Raw genomic sequence first — 25,811 nt, 5'->3', positions numbered from 1 at the left:
CGGATCACAGGAGAAGCGCCATGCCGTCGAACACCTCCCAACCGCGTCGCCTGACGCTCAAGACCCTGGCGGCCGCCGCCACCGTCGCCTCGCTCGGCTTCACCGGCCTGAGCGCCCACGCGCAAGAGACCATCAAGGTCGGCGTGCTGCACAGCCTCTCGGGCACCATGGCCATTTCGGAGACCGTGCTCAAGGACACGGTGCTGATGGCGATCGACGAGATCAACGCCAAGGGCGGCCTGCTGGGCAAGAAGCTCGAGCCCGTGGTGGTGGACCCGGCCTCGAACTGGCCGCTGTTCGCCGAGAAGACCAAGCAGCTGCTCACGCAGGACAAGGTCGCCGTGATCTTCGGCTGCTGGACCTCGGTGAGCCGCAAGTCGGTGCTGCCGGTGGTCGAGGAAAACAACGGCCTGCTGTTCTACCCCGTGCAATACGAAGGCGAAGAGCTCAGCCCCAACGTGTTCTACACCGGCGCCGCACCCAACCAGCAGGCCATTCCGGCGGTGGAGTACCTGATGAGCAAGGACGGCGGCTCGGCCAAGCGCTTCGTGCTGCTGGGCACCGACTACGTGTACCCGCGCACCACCAACAAGATCCTGCGCGCCTTCCTCAAGAGCAAGGGCGTGGCCGATGCCGACATCATGGAGGAGTACACCCCCTTCGGCCACAGCGACTACCAGACCATCATCGCCAAGGTCAAGAAGTTCGCCAGCGAAGGCAAGAAGACCGCCGTGGTGTCCACCATCAACGGCGACTCCAACGTGCCCTTCTACAAGGAACTGGGCAACGCCGGCCTGTCGGCCAAGGACGTGCCCGTGGTCGCGTTCTCGGTGGGTGAGGAGGAGCTGCGCGGTGTGGACACCAAGCCGCTCGTGGGCCACCTGGCCGCATGGAACTACTTCATGAGCATCAAGAGCCCGGCCAACACCGCGTTCGTGAAGAAGTGGAGCGACTACGCCAAGGCCAAGAACATCCCGGGCCACAAGGACAAGCCCATCACCAACGACCCGATGGAGGCCACCTACATCGGCATCAACATGTGGGCGCAGGCGGTCACCAAGGCCAAGAGCACCGACGTGGACAAGGTGCGCACCGCCATGTACGGCCAGACCTTCCAGGCCCCGGGTGGCTTCATCTCCACCATGGACAAGGAAAACCACCACCTGCACAAGCCGGTGTTCATCGGCGAGGTGCGCGCCGACGGCCAGTTCAACGTGGTGTGGAAGACGCCGGGCCCGGTGGTCGCCGACCCCTGGAGCGACTACATCCCCGAGAACAAGGGCAAGAAGAACGTGCCCGCCAAGATGGCGAAGTAAGGCGCAATCGGACCGATGACGATGCGACGACTGTTCGTTCTGTGGAGCGTGTGGCTGGGGGCCTTCGGGCTCCTGGCCGGCGCGCCGGCCCGGGCGCTCACCGTGGAAGACGCCCTGGCCGTGGCCCAGGGTGCGACCGACGAGCGCATCGATGCCATCAACCGCCTCGCGGCCGCGAGCGATGAGCGCGGCCACGCGCTGATCCGCGCGCTGGCCGACGAGGCCTTGAAGCACACGGACGACCGCGTCTTCATCGTCAGCGGCGCCACGGCGGTCGACGCCGTGACCGGCCAGCCCGCGGCCCTGCCCGAGGCGGCCGGCGACGCCATGGTCAACAACCGGCTGCGCGGCGTGCTCGACACCGCGCTGGCCGGCATCGAGCTGTTCACCGCCGGCCCCGCGCGCCAGCGCGAGGCCGCGCGCAGCCTGCAACGCAGCGCCTTCAGCGACCCCGATCCCGAAGGCCTGCCCCTGATTGAAAAGGCGCTCGCGCTCGACACGCTCGACGCCGCCACGCGCCAGTCGCTCGAGCTCGCGCAGGCCGCGCTGCAGCTCGCCAGCGAGGACGAGGCCGTGCGCCTGGCCGCGGCCACCAAGCTCGGCGAAGCGCGCCAGCCCATCGTGCGGCCGCTGATCGAAGACCGCCTGAAGCAGGAGAGCAGCGCCAAGGTCAAGGCCGCGCTGGGCCAATCGCTGACCGCCATCGACCGCCGCGTGGCGCTCGCCAGCGGCCTGGGCCAGGCCTTCACCGGCATCAGCCTGGGCAGCATCCTGCTGCTCGCGGCGCTGGGCCTGGCCATCACCTACGGCCTCATGGGCGTGATCAACATGGCGCACGGCGAGCTGATCATGATCGGCGCGTACGCCACCTGGCTCGTGCAGGCCTTCTTCCGCCAGCACCTGCCCGGCTGGTTCGACGCCTACCTGCTGGTGGCCCTGCCCGTGGCCTTCACCGCCTCGGCCCTGGTGGGTGCGGTGATGGAGCGCACGGTGATCCGCTTCCTCTACGGCCGCCCGCTGGAGACGCTGCTCGCCACCTGGGGCATTTCGCTGGTGCTCATGCAGCTCGTGCGCAGCCTGTTCGGCGCGCAGAACGTGGCGGTGGAGAACCCGAGCTGGATGAGCGGCGGTATCACGCTGCTCGGCAGCCTGAACCTGCCCTACAACCGGCTCGTCATCCTGGCCTTCGCGGCCGCGGTGCTGATCGGCGTGTCGCTGCTGATCGCGCGCACCCGGCTCGGCCTGTTCGTGCGCGGCGTCACGCAGAACCGCCCGATCGCCGCCTGCATGGGCGTGAACACCGCACGCATCGACACCTGGGCCTTCGCGCTCGGCTCGGGCATCGCGGGCCTGGCGGGTTGTGCGCTTTCGCAGATCGGCAACGTGGGCCCCGACCTCGGCCAGGCCTACATCGTGGACTCGTTCATGGTGGTGGTGCTGGGCGGCGTGGGCCAGCTCGCGGGCACGGTGTACGCCGCGCTCGGCCTGGGCCTGCTCAACAAGTTCATCGAAGGCTGGGCCGGTGCCGTGCTCGCCAAGATCGCGGTGCTGGTGTTCATCATCGTGTTCATCCAGAAACGCCCGCAAGGCATCTTTGCCCTCAAGGGCCGGAGCGTGGAAGCATGAGCGGCCTGCCCCAAACCCCCGGCGTGGTGCTGCCGCAGCGCGCGCCCCTGCTCACGCGCGCCGGCTGGAGCGCCTTCCTGGTGGCGCTTCTCGTGGTGGGCGCGCTGGCGCCGGTGCTCAACCTCGTGGTGCCGCCCGACAGTCCGCTGCACCTGAGCGACTACCTCGTGAGCCTGATCGGCAAGATCATGTGCTACGCGATCTGCGCGCTCGCGATGGACCTGATCTGGGGCTACAGCGGCATCCTGTCGCTGGGCCACGGCCTGTTCTTCGCGCTCGGCGGCTACATGATGGGCATGTACCTCATGCGCCAGATCGGCCGCGACGGCCAGTACCAGAGCGACCTGCCCGACTTCATGGTGTTCCTCGACTGGAAGGAACTGCCCTGGCACTGGGCGCTGTCCGACAGCTTCCTCGCCACCCTGTGCCTGATCGTGCTCGTGCCCGGCGGCGTGGCCTTCGTGTTCGGCTACTTCGCCTTCCGCTCGCGCATCAAGGGCGTGTACTTCTCCATCATCACGCAGGCGCTCACCTACGCCGCGCTGCTGCTGTTCTTCCGCAACGAGACCGGCTTCGGCGGCAACAACGGCTTCACCGACTTCAAGCGCATCCTGGGCATCGCCATTGCCACGCCGCAGATGCGCATGGTGCTGTTCGTGCTCACGGGCCTCACGCTGCTGGGCTGCTTCCTGCTGGCGCGCTGGCTGGTGCGCAGCAAGTTCGGCCGTGTGCTGCAGGCCATCCGCGACGCCGAGAACCGCACCATGTTCTGCGGCTACGACCCGCTGCCCTACAAGCTCGCCATCTGGACCATCTCGGCCGTGATGTGCGGCGTGGCCGGCGCGCTCTACGTGCCGCAGGTGGGCATCATCAACCCGAGCGAGATGAGCCCGGCCAACAGCATCGAGATCGCGATCTGGGCCGCGGTGGGCGGGCGCGGCACGCTGATCGGCCCCATCGTGGGGGCCTTCCTGGTCAACGGCGCCAAGAGCTGGCTCACCGTGACCTTCCCCGAGTTCTGGCTTTATGTGCTCGGCGCGCTGTTCATCGCGGTCACGCTGTTCATGCCACAGGGGGTGGTGGGCCTGTTGAAGAAGCTGAAGAAGGGAGGCGCCGCATGACGCCCGACCTCATGCAATCGGGCGCCGAGCGCCTGCAGAAGGCCGCGGGCCTGCGGCCCGCGGGCAACACCGAATCGGGCGGCCGCAAGGCGGGCTTCTCGCGCGTGGTGACGCCGGGCGAGGTCGATGTCACGCACGGCCGCATCCTCTACCTCGAAGACGTGCACGTGGCCTTCGACGGCTTCAAGGCCATCAACGGTCTGTCGCTGGACATCGCGCCCGGCGAGCTGCGCTGCATCATCGGGCCCAACGGCGCGGGCAAGACCACGATGATGGACATCATCACCGGCAAGACCCGCCCCGACAAGGGCACGGTGTTCTTCGGCTCCACCATCGACCTGCTGCGCCACCGCGAGGCCGAGATCGCCACGCTGGGCATTGGCCGCAAGTTCCAGAAGCCCACGGTGTTCGAGCAGCTCAGCGTGTACGAGAACCTCGAACTCGCGCTCGCGACCAACAAGCGCGTGTGGCCTTCGATGCACTTTCGCCCCAATGGCGAACAGCGCGACCGCCTGGCCGAGGTGATCACCACCATCCACCTCGCCGGGCACGTCACGCGCCGCGCGGGCGAACTGAGCCACGGCCAGAAGCAGTGGCTGGAAATCGGCATGCTGCTCATGCAGGAGCCCAAGCTGCTGCTGCTCGACGAGCCCGTGGCCGGCATGACCGATGAAGAAACCGAGCGCACCGCGCAGCTCTTCCTCACGCTCAAGGGCAAGCACTCGCTGATGGTGGTCGAGCACGACATGGCCTTCATCCGCACCATCTCGGAGAAGGTCACGGTGCTGTGCGATGGCGCGGTGCTGGCCGAGGGCACGCTCGACGAGGTGCAGGCCGACGAGCGCGTGATCGAGGTCTACCTTGGGCGATGACCATGCTTGAAGTCAAAGACGTTCACCAGTACTACGGCGGCAGCCACATCCTGCGCGGCGTGAGCCTGCAGGCGCGCGCAGGTGAAGTGACGGTGGTGCTGGGCCGCAACGGCGTGGGCAAGACCACGCTGCTCAAGTCGCTCATGGGCCTGGTGCCCATCAAGAGCGGCGGCATCGTGTTCAACGGGCAGGCGGTGCACACGGCCGCACCCTACGTGCGCGCGCACCTGGGCATGGGCTACGTGCCGCAGGGGCGCGAGATCTTCGCGCGGCTGACGGTGCAGGAAAACCTGCAGATGGGCCTGGCCACGCGGCCCGCGGGCACGCCGGTGCCGCCGCAGCTGTTCGAGCTGTTCCCGGTGCTGCAGCAGATGCTGGGCCGCCGCGGCGGCGATCTGTCGGGCGGGCAGCAGCAACAGCTGGCGATCGCGCGCGCGCTCGCGAGCAAGCCCAAGGTGCTGATCCTCGACGAGCCCACCGAGGGCATACAGCCCAACATCATCAAGGACATCGGCCGCGTGCTGCGCCAGCTCGCCGACCAGGGCCTGGATGGCGAGCCGATGGCGATCCTGCTGGTGGAGCAGTACTACGACTTCGCCGAGGCCCTGGCCGACCGCTACCTCGTGATGGAGCGCGGCGAGGTGATCGCCAGCGGGCCGGGCAGCGAGATGCAGGAAAAGGGCATCCGGCAACTGGTGGCGATCTGAGGAACGCGGGACGGGTGCAGCGGCTTCAGTCGCCGCGCTCCTGCCGGAGCCGGTCGCGGATCAGCGGGACCTGTTCGGCCAGCGAGGGTCCGCCCGGCGGGCGGTTCAGGACGCGGCGCCGGTCCTCGGGATTCAATGTCTCGATCGCGGCCCACAGCACGCCGGGCGCCAGCATGCTCACGAGCTCCTGTTCAAGGATGTGCGGCTCGCGCCGGTGCAGCTGGCTCAGGTGCCCGAGGAAGCGCGCCGTGGCCTCGACGATGCGCGAACGCAGCGGCGCATCCACCACCGTGGGCACGCCTTGGGGCGGTGCGGCCAGGCCCGCCAGCCTCATCAGCACGGCGAGATCCGACGCGCCCCACAGCGCGTCTTCGCGCAGCAGGTGATCGACCATCGCGGTCATCGTCGGTTGGGTGGGCATGCCGGGCCGGGTCAGAAAATCCAGCGCGGCCAGCAAGACCGCCTGCGTGGGCCCGAAGTCCGACGGATGCGCCGAGGCCTTCTGCGCGAGTGTCTCGAGCAGGGGCGCGAGCAGGTCGGGTTCACGGCGCACCAGAACGCCGGTTTCGAGGAAACAGACCGCCTGCGCGGGTGGGGGCAGCAAGCAAAAGTGCGTGTTCACCAGCCGCACGAAGGGCTGCGGCCTGATGGGCTGCAGGCGGTGCTGTCGGGCGGCCACCGCGAGCACGCAAGGTCCGAGGTGCGTGACATCCACGGGGTTCGTGGTCTGCGCGTGCGCAAACAGCGATGCCACGACCGGGGCGATGGCCTCGGCCGGGCCGCTGGAGATCAGGCGCACGAGCAGCAGTTCCAGCCGCCGCCGCAACAGCGGCCCCGCATGGGCCGGCACCGGCGTGATCAGGGCCAGGTCCCGGCCGAGCAGACCGCCCAGCGAAAGCGTGGCTGGTTCGGACGGCTCGAGCGGGGCAACGGGGAGCCCCGCGACGGGGTTTCGCGCGCGGGCCCAGGCGGTGGTGCTCTTGTGCATGGGGGATTCCAGGGAAAGGGGGGGCGACCCGCCGGTGCAAAAGCGCCCGGTCAACCGGGGCCTGGGTTGCGCTCGGCCAGCAGTTGATCGAGGTCGGCCTGCAAGGCGGCCCGTGCTGGCTCGCTCAGGCTGTCGCGCTGTCCCGGCGCCGGTGCGGCCAGCCAGGGCCTGAGCACGTCGATGCGCGCATCGAGCGGCACCGAGGCGTCGAGCGACAAGGCATGCACGAGGCTGGCCAGCGTGGCGTGTGCCGGCGTGCCGGGGTTGCGGCGCAGCAGCCAGCACATCTGCGCCGGCCCCAGCCCGCGCAGCGCGTGCCACAGCACCGTGGGCTGCACCGACGACAACAGGAACTGCTCGTGCACGTGCGCATGGCCCTTGTTGAGCGCGCACAGGTGCCTGAGCCAGCGGCGCACCGCGCGGGCCGTGTCGAGCCGCAAGTCCACGGGCAGCCCGCACGGTGCGCCCTTGGGCGGCTGTGCGAGGTGGCTCAGGGCCGCCAGCACGGTCACGTCGGCCGGTCCCCAGGGGATGTCGTCGGTCGGGAGGCGTTCGAGCCGGCGCGCCACCGCTTCGTTGGAGGCGGCGTTGGGGGCCTGCAGAAAGCCCACGATGTCTTGGAGCTCGTCCCGGGCGTGGTCGAACAGGGCGCGGGTGGCGGCATCGGGGCTGCCGTCGCGCAGCTTGTCGAGTTCCGACACCCGTTTTTCGAGCCAGGACGCATGGGCCCGATTCAGAACGGCCAGTTCGATGAGGCAGGCGGCCTGCAGCTGGGGTGTCAGCGAGGCGAAGTGGGCGTTCAGGGGCTGCAGGGCGGCGGCAGTCGCCGGCACCATGACCGTGCCGTGGCGGTTGGCCGCGGCAACGATCAGGCGGTGCGCGAGCGGCGCGAGGTCGACCGGCTGGGCGCTGGGCGTGGCCGCCTGTGCGCGGGCGTGTTCCATGAGCGCGCCGACGATCGTCTCGAGCACGGGCCGGTGGTCGACGCGCATCAGCGGACGCACCAGCAGGCTCAGGCGCCAGCGGGCGTCGCGGGCCGCGTCGGGCACGCCGGGGGTGGCGAGCGCCGGATCGAGCAGGGACGTGATCTTCTGCAGAAGAAGCCGGCCATCGGCCCCTGGCTCGCCCTGCGAGGCATCGCCGACGCTGCGCCAGGCCACTGCGTCGGCCGCGTCTTCGCAGCGTGTGAAGCGCAGGGCCCAGCACAGCTGCTTCAGGTCGTCGCCGGCCACCGCGCGCACCCGCTGCGCAATCGCCTGGTTCGTGAGCGCCAGGTTGCGCAGGTCGCGGGCCCAGCGCCGGATGTATTCCTCGGGCAGGGGAGGCGTGAGGTCGGTGGGCCGCAAGTGCGCGAGGATGTGCACGCCCGGGTCGAACCCGAGCAGCCCGTCGAGCGCGTGCGGCGCGGCCTCTGCCGCGGGCGGCTCGCTGTGCACTGTCGCAAGGGGCTCATCGGGGCCTGGGTGGGCGCTGGCTTGTCGCGATGTGGAGGGGGTGAGGCGGTTCATGGTGGGGTGGCCCGGGTGGATAGATGCGCGCTTCACGCGGCGCGCTCGATCTGCGCCTGCTCGTCGGGATCGAGCGTGGCGAGCGCGGCCTGCAGCACGTGCCCGGGGAAAGGGGCGAGCGCGCGGTGCTCGGTGATGGCGGCCTCGCCGCGGTGCAGCGCGCACAGGTGGCGCAGGAAGCGGCTCAGCAGCGCGACGACCCGCCGGGCGTGTACATCCGTCTGCGGGGTGATGGGCACCGCGGTGGGTGGCACCCGCAGCGCCGCCAGGACCTGCAGCAGCACGAGGTCGGCCGCGCCCCACACGGCCGGTTCGCGCTCGAGGTGCGCGAGCAGCGCTTCGAGCTGTTCGGGCGAGGCCTGTGCAGGCGCTTGCAGATAGGCCAGCACCGTGTCGAGGGTGTGTTGCAGCGGATGCAGCCCGGGCTCTGCCTCCACCAGGTTGTCGAAGGTGGCGCGCGCGCCGGCCGCGGCCTCGGTGTCGCGCAGCAGCACCAGCGCCTCGAACAGGCAGGCCGCCTGGGCCTCGGCGGGCAGCCGGCCCAATTGCGGCCACACCGCCATGAGCAGCGTCAGCAGATCGCCCTGGGGCGCGAGCATGGCGTGCCGGGGCGCGACGCACAGGACGCGGCGCAGCAGTTCCCCATGCACGCGCGGCACCAGCCACTCGGGAAGTTGCTGCATCACCTCGACCAGGAAGGCCGCGGGCAACGGCTGGACCAGGCGCTGGGCCACCAGCTCGTGGCACCACGGGGCCTGCCCGGCCGGCGCGCCATCGATCAGCGGGGCCAGGGCGGTACCGATGCTGGCGAGGGCACGCTCGCTCAGGAACGGCTCATGCCCCAGCGGCCGCAGCGCGGCGGTGAAGCGGTTCAGTCCCAAGGACCAGCGCAGCCGGGGTTCGCCCGCGGGCGGTTTGAGGTGTTCGTTGTGGTAGAGCGATCGGTTCACCGCCACGAGCACCGCACGCTGCGCGAGGCACTGCAGTTCGCCTGCCGTGTGGGGCGTGGGTGTGGTGTCGTCGGGCCATCGCAGCAGATGACGCCGTAGCAGATGCCCGCCCGCGTCCTGCTGGAGCAGCCAGGGCAGGGACCAGGGCAACGGCGCGGACTCGGGCCGCCCCACCGGCAGGTCCTCGATGGGCGGCGGCTGCAGCAGGGACTTCAGCGTGGCCCATGGCGGCGGCAGCGCGCCTTCGCCGTCGGCGCGCGCGCCGAGTTCGTTCAGCAGGTGGTGGCGCAAGGCCTCGCTGACGCTGGGCAGGTTCGAGAGCAGCACCTCGTTCAGCGAGCGCTGTTGCGCTTCGGTGTCGGCGCTGGCCATCAGGCGCGACACGCCGTGGGCCAGGGCCTCGGGTTCGTCCTGCGCCCATTGCAGGCCCAGCGCCAGCAGCCAGCCGTGCAGCCCCGCGACCGCGCACAGCGCCGGTTGGTCGAGCATGTCGAGGGCCGCGAGCCAGTCGCCGAGGCTGCCGATGCGGCGCAGGTGCTGGTCCACCGCATGCAGGCCATCGGCCGGCCGCTCCGTCAGCAGCGCGGCCAGCGCGGCCGGGTGGTTCTGCGGCGGCGAGGGGGGTGTGTCGGCGGGCGATGAGGCGCAGCGGAATGAGGATGGGGAGGCTGGCGTGAGGCGCGCGGTGGTTCTCTTCATGGCCGCCCAGGTCTCAGCCGAGGATGTTCAACCAGCTGCGCAGCACGGCCAGGGTGGCTTCGTCGAGTTCGCCCTTGCCGGCCTCGATCAAGGCTTCCAGAGGGCGGTGCGGGTCAAGGCGCGTTTGCCCGCCGTGCTGGGCGAGATGCGCGATGAAGGCACAGGCCGCGGCGTGGGGCTGCGTGCGCAGCAGCCGGATCTGGTCGGCGACCGCGAGGCGCGTGAAGGCCTCGAGCACCGCGTCGCCCGCGCGTTCATGGACCACGCTCACGGGGTGCACGGCGGCATTGGGTGGCGCGATGGCGAGCAGGTGCCGCAACAGGTCGGCCACGCGGTCGATCACGGTGCTGGCCTGCGCGGGCGTGAGCCGCTCGCGCCGCCGCATTTCGCACAGGCCGTTGAGCAGGTGCCATTCCGAGAGGGACCAGGGCTGTCCTGCGGCGGGCAGCGCGGCCAGCGCGGGCCCGGCCTCGATCCACGAACTGGCCTCGTATTGGGCGAGGGCCTGCTGCAGCTGACCGAACATGGCGCTGCACCGGGCGTGGCGTGCGAGCCCGGGATCGAGGGCGATCATGAGGTCGAGCAGCAGGCCCTCGGTTCTGGAGGCCGGATCGCGATCGGCCACGAGCTGGGCGCACAGGTCGGCGTGGACCTGGACCTGGGTGGCGCTCGATTGGTGGTCGAGGTCGAGCGTCACGTCCTCCACCAGGGCCTGCAGTCTGGGCGAGCCCGGCCGGTGCATGAGGTGCCCGAGCAGCAGGGCCTGGGTGGGGGGCGAAGCGGTGGTGGTGCGGTTCATGGGCGTCTCCCTGGGCTGGTGAGCCCGCTGAGAAACGCCCTACCGGGGTGGGTTCCGGTGCGCGCTCACACCGAGCGCATCAAACCCCCGTCCACGCGCAGGCTCTGGCCCGTGATGTAGGCCGCGCCCTCGCCCGCGAGAAAGGCCACGGTGGCGGCGATCTCGTCGGCCGTGCCGTAGCGCTGCATGGGCACGCTGTCGCGGCGCGCATCGGTTTGCGGCAGGCTGTCGATCCAGCCTGGCAGCACGTTGTTCATGCGCACGTTCTGCGCCGCGTACTGGTCGGCGAACAGCTTGGTGAAGGCCGCCAGGCCCGAACGCGCCACGGCCGAGGTGGGGAACATGGGGCTGGGCTCGCCGACCCAGGCGGTGGAGATGTTGACGATGGCGCCGCCGCCTTGCTTCACCATGTGCGGCGTCACCAGCCGCGTGGGCCGGATCACGTTGAGCAGGTACACGTCCATGCCCAGGTGCCATTGCTCGTCGGTGATGTCGAGCAGCGGGCCCTTGGGGCCGTGGCCCGCGCTGTTCACGAGCACGTCGATGCGGCCCCAGCGCTGCAGGGTCTGGTCGACCAGGCGCTGCAGGTCGTCGTTCGATTGGTTGGAGCCGGTCACGCCCAGGCCGCCGAGCTCGCGCGCGAGCGCCTCGCCCTTGCCCGACGAGGACAGGATGGCGACGTGGTACCCATCGGCCGCGAGGCGGCGTGCGGCCGCCGCGCCCATGCCACTGCCACCCGCGGTGACGATGGCGACTTTGTGTTCTGCCATGCAGGACTCCTGTTGTGCGAGCCCGCCATTGTGGCGGGACCGGGCATGGGGTTTGCCGGCGACGGGCCCCAGACCAGGAGGCCGCCATGTCGCACGCCCACCAGCACCCACCGCCGGACCAGGCCCTGGCCGAGCACCCGGCCGACTATTCCGACCCCGAGCTCAAGGCCTACACCGACGAGATCGCCACCGACCTGCTCGAAGAGGTCATGCCCCTCATGCCGTTCGTGATCCCGGCGATGGGGGTGCTGCAGATCTTCATGTTCGCCTTCGTGGCCGTGTACCTGGCTTGAAGGCGCGAGAGCCCTCTCAATCCGCGGTGATCTTGCGTTCCTTGATGATCGCGCCGAAGCGTTTCGAGTCGTCCATGCCGCGGCGGCCGAACTCGGCCGGCGACAGCGGCAGGGCTTCGCCGCCCAGGTTCACCAGGCGCTCGCGCACCGCGGGCGTGGCCAGGATCTTGTTGATCTCGGTGTTCAGGCGCGTGATCACGGCCGCCGGCGTGCCCGCGGGCGCGTAGAAGCCGAACACGGTGTCGGCGTCGAAGCCCTTGAGGCCGGCCTCGTCGAGCGTGGGCACGTCGGGGAACAGCGGCGAGCGTTTGCTGCTGCCCACCGCGAGCAGCTTGAGGCGGCCGCTCTTGGCGTGCTGCAGGCCGATGCCGGGGTCGAAGGTGTAGTCGATCTGGTTGCCCAGCAGGTCGTTGAGCGCAGGCGCTGCGCCGCGGTAGGGCACGTGCACCGCGTACAGGCCGGCCTGGCTCTTGAACATCTCGCCGGCCAGGTGCGGCGAGCTGCCGTTGCCCGGCGAGCCGTAGCTGAGCTTGCCCGGGCGCGCCTTCACGTAGGCCATGAAGTCCTTGATGTTGTTCACCTCCAGACCATTGCGCGCCATCAGGTACACGGCCACGCGCGCGGCCGAGGCCACGGGCACGAGGTCCTTGGTCGGGTCGAAGGCCATGCGCGGGTAGAGGTGCGGGTTCACCGACACCATGCCGCCGGAGGACAGCAGCAGCGTGTAGCCATCGGGCGCCGCCTTGGCCACCGCCTCGCCGGCCACGTTGCCGTTGGCGCCCGCGCGGTTTTCCACCACCACGCTGTGGCCCAGGGCTTCGCCGAGCGGCGTGGCCACGAGGCGCGCGATCTGGTCGGCCGCGCCGCCGGGCGCAAAGCCCACCACCACCTTCACGGGTTTGTCGGGCCAGGCCTGCGCGAGCGCGGCGGGCGCGGCCAGCAGCGCGGCGGCGGCGAGGGCGGTGGCGGTCAGCAAGGTCTTCATGTCGTGTCTCCGGTGCTGTTGTGGGAAAGGAAAACTCAGACGCGCTGTTTCTTCAGGCGCGGGTTGTGGTGCCAGCGGATCGGTTGCGGCTTGATCGGCCGCACCGGCGCGCCGTGCTGTTGCAGCGTGCGGTCGAGCGCGGTGCCGGCCTCGTCGGCGAGCGCGGCCGTGCGCGCCTGCGCCACGGCGCTGGCCGCGTCGGGGCGCGCGGGGTCGGCGAGGTGGTCGACGATGTGCAGCAGGTTGTCCTTGCCGCGTTCGTTGGTGCTGCCGTAGCCTTTGATGAGGCGGCCGCATTGCGCGAGCTCGTGGCCCAGGCGCGCGTCGGCGCGCGCGCCGCGCTCGATGGCCGCGAGCCAGCGCTCGATCAGCGCCTGCTCGGTGGCGAAGCGGCTGCCGCGCGCGCGCAGGCCCTTGCAGGCCGCGAGCGTGCGCAGCGCGAGCAGGCCGAACACGCCGTGGCTCGAGACCTTGAGCGGCAAGGCCCAGGGCGCCTGGCCGGCCTGCACGCGGCGCTGGTCCCAGGCGAGCACGCGGCGCGCCAGCGGCTCGGGCAGCAGCGCGGCGAACTCGGGCGCGCCGGGCTTGAAGTGGTCGTACACGCGCAGCAGCTCGGCCTCGCCGGCCTTGACCTCGCGGCGCACGCGCGCGGCGCGGCTGGCGCGCGCCTTGAGTTCGGCCACGCGCACGATGTCGTCGAAGGCCATCCACAGCGCGAGCCAGCGCGCGGTCTCGCGCGTGGTGGCGAAGCCCTGGGCCGCAGCGGGGTCGCCCGCGCGCTCGGCCTCGAGCACGCGCTGCAGCCGATCGAGGTAGCGCTGGCCGTAGGCCGCGTTCTGGTACTCCACGGCGCGCGCGTGGCCCAGGGCCACGATGTCGTGCAGCGCGGTGGGAAAGGGCGCGAGCAGGGCCGCTGGCGTGGCGGGTGCCGCCAGCGGCGCGTCGTCGTCGCTCTCGGCCATGACCTGCTCGACCCAGCGCGCCTGTTCGCGTTGCCGCGTCACGGCATCGAAGGCGAGCGCGAAGCCGCGCAGGCTGGCCTTGGCGTGGCCGCCCTGGCCCACCACGGCCTCGTAGTCGGTGCGCGCGAAGGGCAGCAGGCCGCTGGCCGCGATGGCGCCGAGCATCACGGCGCTCACCACGGTGCCGGCCTCGCGCGTGAGCGCGGCCATGTCGAGCACGTGCTGGGCGCGGCTGTGGTCGCGGATGAGGGCCAACAGCGGGGCTTCGTCGCGCCGGCCGTCGCCCATCACCATCTTCTCGGCGGTGGTGAGCGCGCGCGAGGACGAGCTGATCACCAGCGTGTGCCCGGCCGAGGCCAGGCCGTTGGCGATCTGGCGGCCGGTTTCGAGCAGTTCGGACGACACCAGCGCGTCGAGGCGGCCCGGCAAGGGGTTCAGGCCGAACACCGGGCGGCGGCCGCCGAGCTGCGCGAGCGGCACCGGAAAGACCTCGAGGTAGTAGGTGGTGGCGCCGGTGCGCTGGGCCACGCCGGGGATGCTGGTGGCCTGGGCCGCGTAGCCCGCGTGGCGCGCGGTGTCCACGAGCCAGTCGGTCAGCGTGCCGCCGCCTTCACCGCCGAGGGCGCAGAGCAGGAGGGAGATGGGGTGGGTCATGGCGTCAGGCCTGGAGCATGCGGACGAAGGGGGCGCGCAGGGCGTCGAGCAGGCGCTCGTGCCAGCGCGGGTTCTGCACCACCTCGGCGCGGTAGAACGAGGGGCACAGCGTGGCGGCGTGCGCGTTGGCGCCGCACAGGCCGCAGCCCACGCAGCCGTCGATCACCGTGGCCACGGGGTCGACCTTGAGCGGGTCGGGGTTGTCCTTGAGCGTGAGCGTGGGGCAGCCCGATAGGCGGATGCAGGCGTGGTCGCCGTTGCAGACGTCTTCGTCCACGCCGTACTTCACGCGCACCACGCGCTCGCCGCGCTTGAGCAGGCCCGCGATCCAGGGCTTGATGCGGCGCTGGCGTTCGAGCTGGCATTCGCCTTCGGCGACGATGACCTTGAGGCCCTGGAAGTCGGTGGTGAAGGCCTCGGTGAGCGTGGCGCGCACCGTGTCGACCTCGTAGGTGTGCACCGTGCGCAGCCACTTCACGCCCAGGCCCTTCAGGGTGGTCTCGATGGTCTGGTTGACGTGCGCCAGGCTCTGCGCCTTGTTCTCGGCCTGCTCCTTGGCCTCGTCGGCCGGCGTGGAGATGATGTCCTGCGTGCCGGTGGCCGAGGTGTAGCCGTTCTTGAAGATCAGCAGCACCGCGTCGTCGCCGTTGAAGAGCGCGCTCTGCACGCCGGTGAGCAGGCCGTTGTGCCAGAAGCCGCCGTCGCCCATCACCGAGAGCACGCGCCGGCGCATCAGCGGCGACACGCCCGCGCGGCTGGCCAGGCTCATGCCGTAGCCGAGGATGGAGTGGCCGAACGAGAAGGGCTCGAAGGTGGCGAGCGCGTGGCAGCCGATGTCGCCGGCCACGTGCACCGGGCCCACGTCCTGCTGCGCGAGCTTGAGCGCCGAGAACACCGGGCGCTCGGGGCAGCCGATGCACATGCCCGGCGGCCGCGCGGGCAGCGGCGTGCCCAGGGCCTTGGCCACATCGGCGCGGCGCTGCGCATTGCCCTGCAGCCAGGCGCGCGCCGAGGCCAGCGCGTTCGTGTCGTCGGCCAGGTAGCGCTCGACGAAGCCGGCCAGGCCCTGGGCCATGACCTCGGCCGTGTATTCGCCCGCGCTGGGCAGAAGGTCTTTGCCGTGCAGCGGGGTCGCGATGCCGGCGCGGCGCAGCAGCGTGGCGAGCTCCTGCTCGATGTACTCGGGCTGGCCTTCTTCGAGCAGCAGCACGGCGCGCTTGTCGTCGCAGAAGCGTTCGAGCTGCTCGGGCACCAGCGGGCTGGTCACGTTGAGGACCAGCAGCGGGATGCGGCTCTGGCCGAAGGCGTCGGCCAGGCCGAACTGCTGCAGCGCGCGGATCAGCGTGTTGTAGAGGCCGCCCTGCACGATCAGACCCAGGTCCTTGTGCTCGCCGTCGAACAGCTCGTTGAGGCCGTGCTCGGCGATGTAGCGGCGCGCCGCGGGGATGCGCTGCTCGCCCTTGAGCTTCTCGTGGCGGAAGGTCACGGGCGGGTGGGCCAGGCGCATGTAGTCGAAGCCCGCAGGCTCCTGCATCAGGCGCTGGGTGGAGATCGCGGGCGCGACGTTGTCCTTGGCCTCGAAGCTGCCGCGCACGTGGCAGGCGCGGATGCGCAGCTCCATGATGGCCGGCATGTTGCTCGCTTCGGAGAGCCGGAAGCCGTGCTCGACCATGTGCACCATCTGCGCGAGGTCGGGCCGCGGGTCGAGCAGCAGCATGCCGCTCTTGAGCGCGTAGGCGTGCGTGCGTTCCTGGATCACGCTCGCGCCCTCGCCGTAGTCTTCGCCCACCACGATCAGCACGCCGCCCGTGACGCCCGGCGAGGCCAGGTTGGACAGCGCGTCGGCCGCCACGTTGGTGCCCACGATGGACTTCCAGGTGACCGCGCCGCGGATCGGGTAGTGGATGGACGCGCCCAGCATGGCCGCGGCCGAGGCCTCGTTGGAGCAGGCCTCCACGTGCACCCCGAGCCGGTCGAGGTAGGGCTTGGCCTGCACCATCACGTCGAGCAGGTGCGAGACCGGTGCGCCCTGGTAGCCGCCCACGTAGGACACGCCCGACTGCAGCAGGCCTTTGGTGATCGCGAGGATGCCTTCGCCGTGGAAGGTATGGCCCGCGCCGAGCTGGAGGGACTGGATCTCCTCGCCGAATGAAACTTCCAAGCGCCTGTCTCCGTGGGGTGTTGAGCCGGACGAGTATGGGCGCTGACGCGCCATCCATCCATACAATGAGGCGACTATCGGATATGAGCGCCATGCATGTCAAAGACCTCGACCTGAACCTGCTGCGGTTGTTCGCCGAGGTCTACCGCGCCGGCAGCGTGAGCCGCGCGGCCGAGCGCCTGGGCCTGACGCAGCCGGCCGTGAGCCACGGCCTCACGCGGCTGCGCCTGCTCGTGAAGGACCCGCTGTTCATGCGCGCGCCCGGCGGGGTGCGCCCCACGCCGCGCGCGGTGGCGCTGGCCGACGCGGTGCAGGACGCGCTCGACGCGCTCGAAGGCGCGCTGGGCCGCACCAGCGTGTTCGACCCCGCCACCTCGCGCCACCTGTTCCGCATCCACATGAGCGACATCGGCGAAGGCCGCTTCCTGCCCGAGCTCATGGCCTGGCTGCACGTGCAGGCGCCGGGCGTGCGTGTGGCCACGCTGCCGGTGCCGCACGCGGCGCTGGCCGAGTCGCTCGACGCGGGCGCGATCGACTTCGCCTTCGGCTTCCTGCCGCAGGTGCGCGAGACGCGGCGCGCCGAGCTGCTGCGCGACCGCTACGTGGTGCTGCTGCGCAGCGGCCACCCGCAGCGCGCGCGGCTGCAGGGCCTGCGCGGGGCGGCGCAGCTGCGGGCGCTGCAACAGCTCGATTTCGTGGCCGTGCGCGCGCACGCCGACACGCTGCGCATCCTGCAGCGCACCGGCCTGCAGGAGCGCCTGCGCCTGACCACCGAACACTTCATGGTGCTGCCCAGCATCGTGCAGGCCACCGACCTGTGCGGCGTGATGCCGCGCAACATCGCGCGCGGCTTCGTGCAGGCCGGCGGCTGTGCGGTGGTGGAGCCGGCCTTCGAGGGTGCGGCCTTCACCGTGTCGCTGCACTGGAGCCACCGCTTCGAGGCCAACCCCGCGCACCGCTGGTTCCGCGAAGGCGTGGTCGGGCTGTTCGCCCAGGCTTGAGCGCCGCGCGCGGTCTCAGGCCGCGGGGGCCGCGTCGAGCAGGCCGGCGCGCTCGGGCTTTTTGAAGCCGCTGGACAGCGGCACCGCGCCGGTGCTGTGGCCGGTCTGTTCGCCCAGGCGCAGCGAGGCCATGCGGTAGAGGCCGCGCAGCGTGTCCACGCGCTGCTGCAGCGGCCCGCGCGCGACGATGCGTTCGCCATAACGCTGCAGCACCTGGTGCGCCGATTCGATGAGCTTGGCGTTGCACAGGCGCTCGGCCTCGCTCAGCAACTGCTCCACGGTGCCGCCCGGGTCGCCCTTGAGGCTCAGGCGCATGGCTTCTTCGGAGATCTTGAGCACCTGCGCGTGGCCGCTGGCCAGGGCCTTGGTCCAGGCGGCCTGGCCCTTGGCGGCGCAGCCCAGCAGCTCGCTCATGGCGCGGCTGGTGCCAAAGCGCAGGGCGATCGCGTTGACCACGCCCTCGGCATCGGGCGGCGCGGCGCCGCGATCGACCATGCGCGTCATGAGCGTGAGCAGGTTGCACGCGGTCTCGACGTCGAAGGCCGGATCGCGCACCTGCTTCATGAACTCGGTGGCGATGGCCTGCACCTCGGCGTTGTTCTTGTGGTGCAGCGCGTTGATGGCGGTGGCGAAGCGGTGCAGCCGGCGCGGGCGCTCGGGTTCGAAACTGCGGTCGGCATTGCGCGCGAGCTGTTCCACGCAGCGCTGCAGGCCGCGCGTGTCGTTGTTGTCGAGCCGCGCGAGCGCGAGCAGCACCAGGGCCTGCGGGTCGAACAGCTTGGAATCGACGCCCAGCCGCGCGGCGCGGTCGAGCAGTTCCACGCCCTCGGCGCGGTCGCCGCCGTAGAAGGCCAGCATGCCGTGCTTGAGCAGCCGGCTCACGGCCGAGGGCGTGAGCCGCGTGGCCATGGCGTAGGTGGACAGGGCCTGCTCGAAGTTGCCGAGTTCGAAGTGCGCGCGGCCCATCACGTCGTAGGCGTCGGCGTAGCCGTCGTCGTCGGCGAGCAGGGCTTCGAGCGTGGTCACGGCCTTGGCGGGCTGACCCGCCTCGAGCTGGGCCCGGGCCACGCCCAGGCGCGCCCAGGGCAGTGTCTTGGCCGCGATCACGGCTTCGTAGAGCTGGCGCGCTTCGTCCAGTCGGGCGCCGCGCAGCAGCAGCTCGGCGCCGATGCGCGCGGCATAGAGCCAGTAGTCCTGGCGCGCGTGGAAGCGTTCGAGGCACAGCGTGGCGGCGCGCTCGAAGTCCTGTTCGTCGATGGCGCTGAAGATCGCCTGCAGCGCGCGCTTGCGGGCGCGTGCGCTCAGGATGCTCTCGCCCAGGCGCGCGCCGGTGTGCGGCTTGAGCAGGTAGGCGTCGAGCGCCGACTCGGCGGCTTCGGCCACCTTGCTGTAGCTGGCCTCGGCGGTGAGCATGATGAACACCGTGTAGAAGGGCAGGATCTGCTGGCGGCGCAGGTCGTCGAGCAGTTCCTGGCCCGAGCCGCTTTCCTTGTCGAAGCGCTGTTCGCACACGACCACGTCGAAGCGCTGGGCCTCGAGCTTGCGGCGGGCGTCGTTGACGCGCGCGCATTGCGACACGTGGCCCACGCCGAGCTCGCGCAGTTGCGCCACGATGATGGATCGCGATTGCGCGTTGCCCTCGATCACGAGGGCCTGCGATTCGTGCAGGGGATTGTCGAGAAAGCGCATGCGGATACCTCGGCCCACCGGGCCGTGCTCGGATTCTCCGGCGGCGACCGGCGGTTGATCGCGGGAACTGGCGGGCAAGGGCCGGCCAGTTCGGCGCTTCACACGCGCCAGATGCGCGGCGGCTCGGCGCCCGTGTTCCAGGCGAGGCGGCGCAGCCGCGCCCAGGCGGCTTGAAAGGCCGCCATCAGCGGTTCGACCTGCGGCGCCAGCGCGCGCACCACGATCAGGCGCGCATCGGGGCTGGTGGCGCCCGCGAACACGCTGGCGTCGGCGCTGCCCAGGGCCTCGCGCGCGGCCTCGAGCAGGGCCTCGCGCGCCTCGCTCTCGCGCGGCGTGCCGCTGGCCAGCCACAGCGTGCCGAGCGCGCGCTGGCCCGCCAGGCCCACGGGGCCGTCGAGCAATCGCGTGTCGTCGGCGGCGATGCGCGCGCGTTCCAGCCACACGCCGGGCCACTCGATCTGCTGGTGCAGCACACCGCGCACGAAGGGCTCGCCCGCGGCCGGCAGGCCGAGCGCGCACACGTCCCAGCCCAGGCATTCGGCGCCGGCCTCGAGCTGCAGGCTCAGCGTGTTGCGCGCCATGCAGTCGGGGTAGGCGATGGTTTCGAGCGGCAGCCATTCGAGCCGCGCGCCCGCGGCCAGCTGCAGCCGCACGCGCTGCGCGGCTTCGGGGCCGTTGCTGCGGTAGAAGCGCGTCGCGCCCGGGGTGGCGATGAGGCCGTGCGCGCCGCTGTCCACGCGCACGCCGATGTCCAGCGTGTCGCCGCCCACGAGCCCGCCCGGCGGGTGCACCACCACGTTGTGGCAGATGCCCTGGCCTTCGGGGTAGAGGCTCTTGAGGATGCGCAGCGGGCCGCTGTGGCGGTGCTGCAGCGTGGTGCGCCCGCTGGCGCTCTGGTAGTGCAGGTCGAGGGAGGCGTGCCAGGGCATGCAGGGAGTGTAGGCGGCGCACCGCCCCGGGGTGGGTGGCTCAGGTCTTCCAGAAGCCGCGGTGCGCTTCGCTGGCCTCGCCGATCAGCGCGGGACCGATGCAGGCGATGGGGTGGGGCGAGGCCGCGAACACGTCGCGGCACGAGAGCTCGGCGTCGCGCTGTTCGGCGCGTTCGCCGCGGAACACGCGCAGGCGCACCGCGTCGATGCCGTACACCACGCGGCCGATCGCGCTCCAGAAGATCGCGCCCGCGCACATCACGCAGGGCTCGGCCGACGAGTACAGCGTGGCGCGCGCGAGCACCTCGCGCGGGTAGCGGTTGCCGAGCTGGCGCACCGCGTTGGTTTCGGCGTGGCCGGTGCAGTCGCCGGTTTCGCCGGTGTTGCAATAGGCCTCGGTGAGCACCGTGCCGTCTTCGCCGATCACCACCGCGCCGAAGGGGCGGTTGCCGCGCTCGCGCGCGGTCAGCGACCAGGCGATGGCCTGGCGCAGATAGCGGCCGTCGCGCTCGTCGACCGCGACTTCGTCGGGCAGATCAGCGCTCATGCTTTCAGCGTCCGCTCGTTGAGCGAGGGCAGGAAGCCGCGGTGGAAGATGCCCTCCGCGCCGGGGCGGGTCTTGAGCTTGTAGACCTCGCTCACCTCGTCCACCTGCTGCTCCAGCGTGCGCTTGAGCACGTCGCCCAGGCCGTGGCTGCGCGTGTCGGGCGCGGCGATGTACTCGCGTGTGATGCGCCAGCGTTCGAGCTCCACGGCTTCCACGAGGATGGGCTCGCGCGCCTTGGTGGCGGCGATGGCCGCGGCCGGGTCGTTGAAGGCTTCCTGGATGCCGCGGTTGGTGGCCCGCAGGAAAGCCGCGACCGCGCCCGGGTTCTGCGTGATCAGCGCGTTGCCCGCGAGGATGGCGTTGCCGTAGAGGTTCACGCCGGCGTCGGTGTACTTGAGCACCGAGAGCTCGTCGAGCTTCATGCGCGAGAAGAGCGAGACGGCCGAGTCGTGGAAATAGGTGGCAGCGTCCACGTCGCCGCGCACCATCACGTTGTCGCGCTGCGAGAAGTCGGTGGTGGTCCAGGTGAAGAAGTCTTCGTTCACGCGCAGCCGGCGCGCCACCATGGGCCAGGCGCGGCGGGTGGACTCGACCGCCGCGGCCGCGACCTTCTTGCCCTGCAGGCTCTTGAAGTCGCCGGTGATGCCGCGGTCCTTGCGGCCGATGATGGCGAAGGGCGCGCGGTTGTAGTACTGGTACACCGCCTGCACCGCGGGCGTGCCGCCGTTGGCGGCCTGGAATTCGATCAGCGAGCTGATGTCGCCCAGGCCCATCTGGTAGGCGCCACTCACGATGCGTGTGATGGACGCGACCGAGCCCGAGCCCACGTCGATGCTCACGTCCAGGCCCTCGGCCGCGTAGTGGCCGCGCTGCTGCGCAAGAAAGAAGGGCGCGGTCTGGCCCGTGACGCGGAAGTCGAGCGTGAACTTGATCGGGGTGGGCTTGGGCGCTCCCTGGGCCCACACGCTGGGCAGGGCCAGGGCGGCAGAGGAGGCGAGGGACTGGGCGAGAAAGCGGCGGCGCTGCATGCGGTTCTCCGGCGGGCTGTGAGCGATCCGGCGCGCGCAGGCGCCGGGGCAACAGAGCAATTTCCGGGCGGTGCCTGATGGGGCGGTCCGCTGAACGCTTCTACTCTTGAGGCTGGTGTTTGCACGAGCCGTGCCAGCCCGCATTGCACCGCACCGGTGCGCGCGGTGCACAGCCGTGTGGGGCCGCGGTGGTCTGCGTCTTGCTACAGTGCGGGCTGAGAGTAGAAGCGTTCAGCCCGCCCCGTGCCCACGGCCCGCGCGAGCAGGAAATTGCTCTTGAGCCCCCCGTTCAAGCCATTTCCGCAGGAGTGCTTCCATGCTCGTCACCCAACAACCCGTCTTCCGCCGCCACTGGCACGCCGTGATGCCGCTCGCGGACCTGCAGGACGGCCCCAAACCCTTCACGCTGCTGGGCGAGAACATCGTGCTCTTTCTCGACGAGCACGGTGAGCCCGCCGCCCTCAAGGACCGCTGCTGCCACCGCACCGCCAAGCTCAGCAAGGGCTGGTGCAAGAACGGCAAGCTGCAGTGCGGATACCACGGCTGGGTCTACAACCGCAGCGGGCGCGTGATCGAGATTCCGCAGTACGGCGCGGACCGTGAAATTCCCAAGGACTACGGCACGCCCGCCTATGCCTGCACCGCCCGCTATGGCTATGCCTGGGTGGCGCTGGAGACGCCCGAGGCCGACATTCCCGAGATGCCCGAGTTCGGTGCACCGGGCTGGCGCACCATCTTCCAGTTCTACGAAACCTGGAACACCAGCCCGGTGCGCGCGCTGGAAAATTCGTTCGACAACTCGCACTTCAGCTTTGTGCACCGCGCCACCTTCGGCGTGGCGGCGCAGCCCAAGCCGAGCAAGTACGACATCGTCGAGAACGGGCAGGGCTTTCACGCCGAGACCGTGATCGACGCGGCCAATCCGGCGCGCTTCCAGCGCATCAGCGGCGTGAAGGACCCGATCACGCAGCGCCACATGCGCAACGCCTACATGCAGCCGTTCTCGCGCCGGCTCGACATCGAGTACCCGAGCGGGGTGCGGCACGTGATCATCAATTGCTTCACGCCGATCGACGATGGCCGCATCCAGCTGTGCCAATGGCTGTTCCGCAACGACACCGAGGCCGATTGCCCGGCGCAGATGCTGATCGACTTCGACGCCGAGATCACGCGCGAGGACAAGGAGATCCTGGAGTCGACCGACCCGGACGCGGTGGTGGACCTGCGGCGGCGCGGGGTGGAGTTTTCGATGGACTCCGACCGGCCGGGCATCCTGATCCGGCGGCAGCTGATGGCGATGCTGGCGGCTGCGGGCGAGGGGGAGGTGCATCGCTGAGGTGTCGGTGCTCGTGGCGTTTCGCGCGTGGCACCTCGCGCACCCCCGCGATCGCCGGGTTCGCCCTGCGCGAATGGCCCCCGGCCCGCCGCGTGGGCCTGCTCGCTCAGTGTCCCTTCCGCCACCGCGGCCAGAACACGATCACCGCCAGGCCGCCCAGCACCAGCGCGCAGGCGCCCAGTTTCCAGGCCGGCATGGCCTCGCCCAGGCTCAGGGCCGAGGCGCTCATGCCGAACACCGGCACCAGCAGCGCCATGGGGGTGACCGTGGCCGCGGGGTGGCGTGCGAGCAGCCAGTTCCACGCGCCGTAGCCGAACAGCGTGTTGCCCACGGCCTGCCAGGCCACGCTGGCCCACACCACGCCATCGGCCGCGCGCAGCGACTGCGCGATGGTCGCGGGGCCTTCGGTGAGCAGCGACAGCAGCAGCAGGGGCGGCACCGCGAACACGCTGCTCCAGACCATGAAGTGCAGCATGTTCACCGGCCCGAGCGACTTGATGACCAGGTTGGCGCAGGCCCAGAAGAAGGCCGCACCCAGGATCAGCCCCAGGCCGAGCAGGGTCACGGTGGCGTCGAGGTTGGCGACGATCACGCCCAGCCCCAGCAGCGCGAGCGCCAGCCCGGCCAGCTGGAAGCCGCGCACGCGCTCGCGCATGAGCCACAGCGACAGGCCGATGGTGAAGAACACCTGCATCTGCACCACCAGCGACGCGAGCCCGGGTGCAATGTGCCCGTTGATGCCCAGGAACAGCAGGCCGAACTGGCCCGCGCCCAGCAGCACGCCGAAGGCCGCCACCGAGCGCCAGGGCGCTGCGGGCCGCGGCACGAACAGCAGCCAGGGCAGGGCCGAGAAAGCGAAGCGCAGGGTCGCGAACAGGAAAGGCGGCAGACCGTCCAGGCCCCAGCGGATGACGACGAAGTTGGTGCCCCAGACCGCGACGACGGCGAGGGCGAGCAGCAGGTGCGAGGTGGGCAAGGGCGGGACCGGCGGTGGGTGAGCGGGCAGTGTAGTCAGTGGCCCGAGGGTCCGCGGTCCGGCCCGGGACATGCGGTTATTATTCGCAACTCGATTGCATTAAGAGAGCTGCCCATGCCCCGCCCGTCCGCCGAAACCGACGCCGTTCCCGAGCACGTGCAGGCCCGGCTCGAAGCCGCCGGCCTGCGCCGCACGCTGGCCACGCGCGCTGTGCTGGGCGTGTTCCTTGCGCGGCCGGGCCAGGGGCTCACCCACGCCCAGGTGCTGCAGGCGCTGCACCAGCGCGGGCACGAGCCCAACCGCGTCACGCTCTACCGCCTGCTCGACCGCCTGGCCGCCTGCCAGGTGCTCGCGCGCCACAGCGACGACCGCCGCACCTGGCGCTTCACGCTGCAGGGCGCCGAGGCCGGTGCGCGCGCGGCGCCGCTGTTGCCGCGCTTCGAGTGCCGCCGCTGCGGCCAGGACCGCGCGCTCGGTGCACTGCCGGCCGCGGGCCGCGGCTGGCTGCGCGAGTTGCAGCGCGGCCTCGCCCAGCAGGGCGACAGCGTGGAGCGCGTGGAGCTTGCACTGCGTGGCGTGTGCGCGCCGTGCAGCGCCGGCGGCGGCGCCTGATCCCTTTTTTTCCGGAACCCATGACCATGACCAAGACCCTTGTTCTCTGTGCCCTGATCCCGCTGCTGACCCTGGGCAGCGCCCACGCCCAGCATTCGCAGCAGGAAACGCAGGAAGACGTGCAGCGCCACCGCGCGATGGCCCGGGCGCACGAAGCTGCGGCCAAGTGCCTCGAAGCGGGCAAGGGCGAGAAGGTCTGCCACGCCGAGCTCGCGATCGCCTGCAAAGGCCTGGCCATCGGCAAGACCTGCGGCATGCGCCATGCGCACTGAGCCGATGCACTGAGCCAGCGGCCGGTGGGCACCGCGGCGATACCATCGCCGGGTGAACCTCGCCTCGCACCCCGTCTTCGTTTCTCTCACCCCCGTGTTCCTGCTGGTCGGCCTGGGCTTCATGGCCGGTCGCCTGCAATGGATCCGCGAGGCCGCGCTGAAGGACCTGTCCAACCTGGTCTTCATGGTGCTGATCCCGGCGCTGCTGTTTCGCACCATGAGCGCGGTGCGCTTCGAGCAGCTCGATCTGCGGCCCATGCTGGCGTACTTCCCGTCGACGCTGCTGCTGCTGGGCCTGTGCGTGTGGCGCCACGGCGCCACCACGCGCAGCGTGGTGCTGGGCCTGGCCGCCACCTTCTCGAACATGGTCATGATCGGCATCACGCTGATCGAACTGGCCTACGGCAAGCAGGGCCTGGTCACGCTGCTCACGCTGGTGTCGGTGCACGCGCTGATCCAGTTGAGCGTGGGCTCCATCGTGCTCGAGCTCATCGTCGCGCGCGAAGCGCGCGCCCAGGGCGGGGAGGCGCGCCGCCTCTGGGCCACGGTGGGCTCGGTGGCGCGGGGCACGCTGATCCACCCGATCCCGCTGCCCATCATCAGCGGCCTGCTGTTCGCGCAGACGGGCTGGTCACTGCCCGGGGTGGTGGACAAGCCGCTGCAGCTGTTGGGCAGCGCCTTCGGCCCGATCGCGCTGGTGCTCGTGGGCGTGAGCCTGGCGGCCACGCCGCTCAAGGGCCACTGGCGCGCCGCGCTCGAGGTGGTGGCGGCCAAGAACCTTCTGCTGCCGCTGATGGTGGCGGTGGGCGCGTGGTCGGTGGGGGTTACGGGCCTGCCGCTCACGGTGGTGGTGGTCACCGCGGCGCTGCCCGTGGGCGCCAACGTGTTCCTGTTCGCGCAGCGCTACCAGACTGCGCAGGAACTCACCACCGCGACCATGGGCCTGTCGACGCTCGCGGCGCCGCTCACGCTGAGCCTGGTCATGGGGCTCATGGCCTGGCTCAACTGAG

General features: G+C 70.8%; 24 protein-coding genes. 11 read left to right on the top strand and 13 right to left on the bottom strand.

What is annotated here, in order from left to right:
• Nucleotides 1-20: 20 nt before the first annotated feature.
• The 5 genes from urtA to urtE are packed head-to-tail and all read left to right on the top strand — an operon-like array spanning nucleotide 21 to nucleotide 5,642.
• Nucleotides 21-1,316 (top strand): urea ABC transporter substrate-binding protein, encoded by a 1,296-nt coding sequence (gene urtA, locus G9Q37_RS11150; protein ID WP_166227270.1) that lies wholly within the window; start codon nucleotides 21-23, stop codon nucleotides 1,314-1,316.
• 21 nt (nucleotides 1,317-1,337) lie between these two features.
• Nucleotides 1,338-2,942, top strand: coding sequence for an urea ABC transporter permease subunit UrtB (urtB, locus tag G9Q37_RS11145; protein WP_166227269.1), 1,605 nt, complete (start codon nucleotides 1,338-1,340; stop codon nucleotides 2,940-2,942).
• Nucleotides 2,939-4,063: an urea ABC transporter permease subunit UrtC gene (gene urtC, locus G9Q37_RS11140; protein ID WP_166227268.1), complete on the top strand. Its 1,125-nt coding sequence runs from the start codon at nucleotides 2,939-2,941 to the stop codon at nucleotides 4,061-4,063. The genes urtB and urtC overlap by 4 nt, the downstream gene beginning before the upstream one ends.
• Complete coding sequence (urtD, locus tag G9Q37_RS11135; protein ID WP_166227267.1) at nucleotides 4,060-4,935, top strand: urea ABC transporter ATP-binding protein UrtD; 876 nt, start codon at nucleotides 4,060-4,062, stop codon at nucleotides 4,933-4,935. The genes urtC and urtD overlap by 4 nt, the downstream gene beginning before the upstream one ends.
• A 2-nt stretch (nucleotides 4,936-4,937) precedes the next feature.
• Nucleotides 4,938-5,642 carry an urea ABC transporter ATP-binding subunit UrtE gene (urtE, locus tag G9Q37_RS11130; protein ID WP_166227266.1) on the top strand — a complete coding sequence of 235 codons (705 nt, stop codon included), beginning with the start codon at nucleotides 4,938-4,940 and terminating at the stop codon, nucleotides 5,640-5,642.
• A gap of 25 nt (nucleotides 5,643-5,667) precedes the next feature.
• Here urtE and G9Q37_RS11125 read toward each other — a convergent pair whose 3' ends face one another.
• The 5 genes from G9Q37_RS11125 to G9Q37_RS11105 all read right to left on the bottom strand — a co-directional run bounded on the left by G9Q37_RS11125 (nucleotide 5,668) and on the right by G9Q37_RS11105 (nucleotide 11,356).
• Nucleotides 5,668-6,630 (bottom strand): hypothetical protein, encoded by a 963-nt coding sequence (locus tag G9Q37_RS11125; RefSeq protein WP_166227265.1) that lies wholly within the window; start codon nucleotides 6,628-6,630, stop codon nucleotides 5,668-5,670.
• A 50-nt stretch (nucleotides 6,631-6,680) separates the two neighbouring features.
• The gene (locus G9Q37_RS11120; protein ID WP_166227264.1) at nucleotides 6,681-8,138 is read right to left on the bottom strand and encodes a hypothetical protein; all 1,458 of its coding nucleotides are present in this window, start codon (nucleotides 8,136-8,138) and stop codon (nucleotides 6,681-6,683) included.
• Nucleotides 8,139-8,170: 32 nt separating this feature from the next.
• On the bottom strand, nucleotides 8,171-9,787 hold the full coding sequence (locus G9Q37_RS11115) for a hypothetical protein (protein ID WP_166227263.1): 1,617 nt from the start codon (nucleotides 9,785-9,787) through the stop codon (nucleotides 8,171-8,173).
• A 13-nt stretch (nucleotides 9,788-9,800) separates the two neighbouring features.
• On the bottom strand, nucleotides 9,801-10,586 hold the full coding sequence (locus G9Q37_RS11110; protein ID WP_166227262.1) for a hypothetical protein: 786 nt from the start codon (nucleotides 10,584-10,586) through the stop codon (nucleotides 9,801-9,803).
• Nucleotides 10,587-10,651: 65 nt separating this feature from the next.
• Nucleotides 10,652-11,356, bottom strand: a complete 705-nt coding sequence (locus G9Q37_RS11105) for an SDR family oxidoreductase (protein WP_166227261.1) — start codon at nucleotides 11,354-11,356, stop codon at nucleotides 10,652-10,654.
• Between the two features lie 86 nt (nucleotides 11,357-11,442).
• Here G9Q37_RS11105 and G9Q37_RS11100 point away from each other — a divergent pair, with 86 nt between their 5' ends.
• Nucleotides 11,443-11,649: a hypothetical protein gene (locus G9Q37_RS11100; protein WP_166222752.1), complete on the top strand. Its 207-nt coding sequence runs from the start codon at nucleotides 11,443-11,445 to the stop codon at nucleotides 11,647-11,649.
• Between the two features lie 16 nt (nucleotides 11,650-11,665).
• On the opposite strand, the gene G9Q37_RS11095 is transcribed toward G9Q37_RS11100, so the two are convergent.
• Genes G9Q37_RS11095 through G9Q37_RS11085 form a run of 3 tightly spaced genes read right to left on the bottom strand, consistent with a single transcriptional unit; the run spans nucleotide 11,666 to nucleotide 16,411 of the window.
• On the bottom strand, nucleotides 11,666-12,634 hold the full coding sequence (locus tag G9Q37_RS11095) for a Bug family tripartite tricarboxylate transporter substrate binding protein (protein WP_166227260.1): 969 nt from the start codon (nucleotides 12,632-12,634) through the stop codon (nucleotides 11,666-11,668).
• A gap of 35 nt (nucleotides 12,635-12,669) precedes the next feature.
• Complete coding sequence (locus tag G9Q37_RS11090) at nucleotides 12,670-14,250, bottom strand: indolepyruvate oxidoreductase subunit beta family protein (protein ID WP_166227259.1); 1,581 nt, start codon at nucleotides 14,248-14,250, stop codon at nucleotides 12,670-12,672.
• Nucleotides 14,251-14,254: 4 nt separating this feature from the next.
• Nucleotides 14,255-16,411 (bottom strand): thiamine pyrophosphate-dependent enzyme, encoded by a 2,157-nt coding sequence (locus G9Q37_RS11085; RefSeq protein WP_166227258.1) that lies wholly within the window; start codon nucleotides 16,409-16,411, stop codon nucleotides 14,255-14,257.
• A 92-nt stretch (nucleotides 16,412-16,503) separates the two neighbouring features.
• Between G9Q37_RS11085 and G9Q37_RS11080 the strand changes: the two genes are divergently transcribed.
• Nucleotides 16,504-17,412: a LysR family transcriptional regulator gene (locus tag G9Q37_RS11080; protein ID WP_205710639.1), complete on the top strand. Its 909-nt coding sequence runs from the start codon at nucleotides 16,504-16,506 to the stop codon at nucleotides 17,410-17,412.
• Between the two features lie 15 nt (nucleotides 17,413-17,427).
• Here the strand turns inward: G9Q37_RS11080 and G9Q37_RS11075 are convergent, their stop codons facing one another.
• The 4 genes from G9Q37_RS11075 to G9Q37_RS11060 form a co-directional block, all read right to left on the bottom strand.
• A complete protein-coding gene (locus G9Q37_RS11075; protein ID WP_166227256.1) occupies nucleotides 17,428-19,101 on the bottom strand; it encodes a tetratricopeptide repeat protein in 1,674 nt (557 codons plus the stop codon).
• A 98-nt stretch (nucleotides 19,102-19,199) separates the two neighbouring features.
• Nucleotides 19,200-20,030, bottom strand: coding sequence for an urease accessory protein UreD (locus G9Q37_RS11070; protein WP_166227255.1), 831 nt, complete (start codon nucleotides 20,028-20,030; stop codon nucleotides 19,200-19,202).
• A gap of 40 nt (nucleotides 20,031-20,070) precedes the next feature.
• Nucleotides 20,071-20,577 carry a nucleoside deaminase gene (locus G9Q37_RS11065; RefSeq protein ID WP_166227254.1) on the bottom strand — a complete coding sequence of 169 codons (507 nt, stop codon included), beginning with the start codon at nucleotides 20,575-20,577 and terminating at the stop codon, nucleotides 20,071-20,073.
• Nucleotides 20,574-21,605 (bottom strand): ABC transporter substrate-binding protein, encoded by a 1,032-nt coding sequence (locus tag G9Q37_RS11060; protein ID WP_166227253.1) that lies wholly within the window; start codon nucleotides 21,603-21,605, stop codon nucleotides 20,574-20,576. Before G9Q37_RS11060 ends, G9Q37_RS11065 begins: the two co-directional genes overlap by 4 nt.
• A gap of 316 nt (nucleotides 21,606-21,921) precedes the next feature.
• Here G9Q37_RS11060 and G9Q37_RS11055 point away from each other — a divergent pair, with 316 nt between their 5' ends.
• Nucleotides 21,922-22,941: an aromatic ring-hydroxylating dioxygenase subunit alpha gene (locus tag G9Q37_RS11055; RefSeq protein ID WP_166227252.1), complete on the top strand. Its 1,020-nt coding sequence runs from the start codon at nucleotides 21,922-21,924 to the stop codon at nucleotides 22,939-22,941.
• 106 nt (nucleotides 22,942-23,047) lie between these two features.
• Here G9Q37_RS11055 and G9Q37_RS11050 read toward each other — a convergent pair whose 3' ends face one another.
• A complete protein-coding gene (locus G9Q37_RS11050) occupies nucleotides 23,048-23,917 on the bottom strand; it encodes an EamA family transporter (RefSeq protein ID WP_205710638.1) in 870 nt (289 codons plus the stop codon).
• A gap of 114 nt (nucleotides 23,918-24,031) precedes the next feature.
• Between G9Q37_RS11050 and G9Q37_RS11045 the strand changes: the two genes are divergently transcribed.
• The 3 genes from G9Q37_RS11045 to G9Q37_RS11035 are packed head-to-tail and all read left to right on the top strand — an operon-like array spanning nucleotide 24,032 to nucleotide 25,810.
• Nucleotides 24,032-24,529, top strand: coding sequence for a Fur family transcriptional regulator (locus G9Q37_RS11045; protein WP_166227250.1), 498 nt, complete (start codon nucleotides 24,032-24,034; stop codon nucleotides 24,527-24,529).
• 26 nt (nucleotides 24,530-24,555) lie between these two features.
• Nucleotides 24,556-24,801: a hypothetical protein gene (locus tag G9Q37_RS11040; protein WP_166227249.1), complete on the top strand. Its 246-nt coding sequence runs from the start codon at nucleotides 24,556-24,558 to the stop codon at nucleotides 24,799-24,801.
• 52 nt (nucleotides 24,802-24,853) lie between these two features.
• On the top strand, nucleotides 24,854-25,810 hold the full coding sequence (locus G9Q37_RS11035) for an AEC family transporter (RefSeq protein WP_166227248.1): 957 nt from the start codon (nucleotides 24,854-24,856) through the stop codon (nucleotides 25,808-25,810).
• The last annotated feature ends 1 nt before the right edge of the window (nucleotide 25,811 follow it).

The organism is Hydrogenophaga crocea (assembly GCF_011388215.1).
In the GTDB taxonomy this organism is placed as follows: Bacteria; Pseudomonadota; Gammaproteobacteria; order Burkholderiales; family Burkholderiaceae_C; genus Hydrogenophaga; species Hydrogenophaga crocea.
Note: the sequence above shows the minus strand (reverse complement) of the source record. Positions and strands in the feature narration are given on the sequence as shown.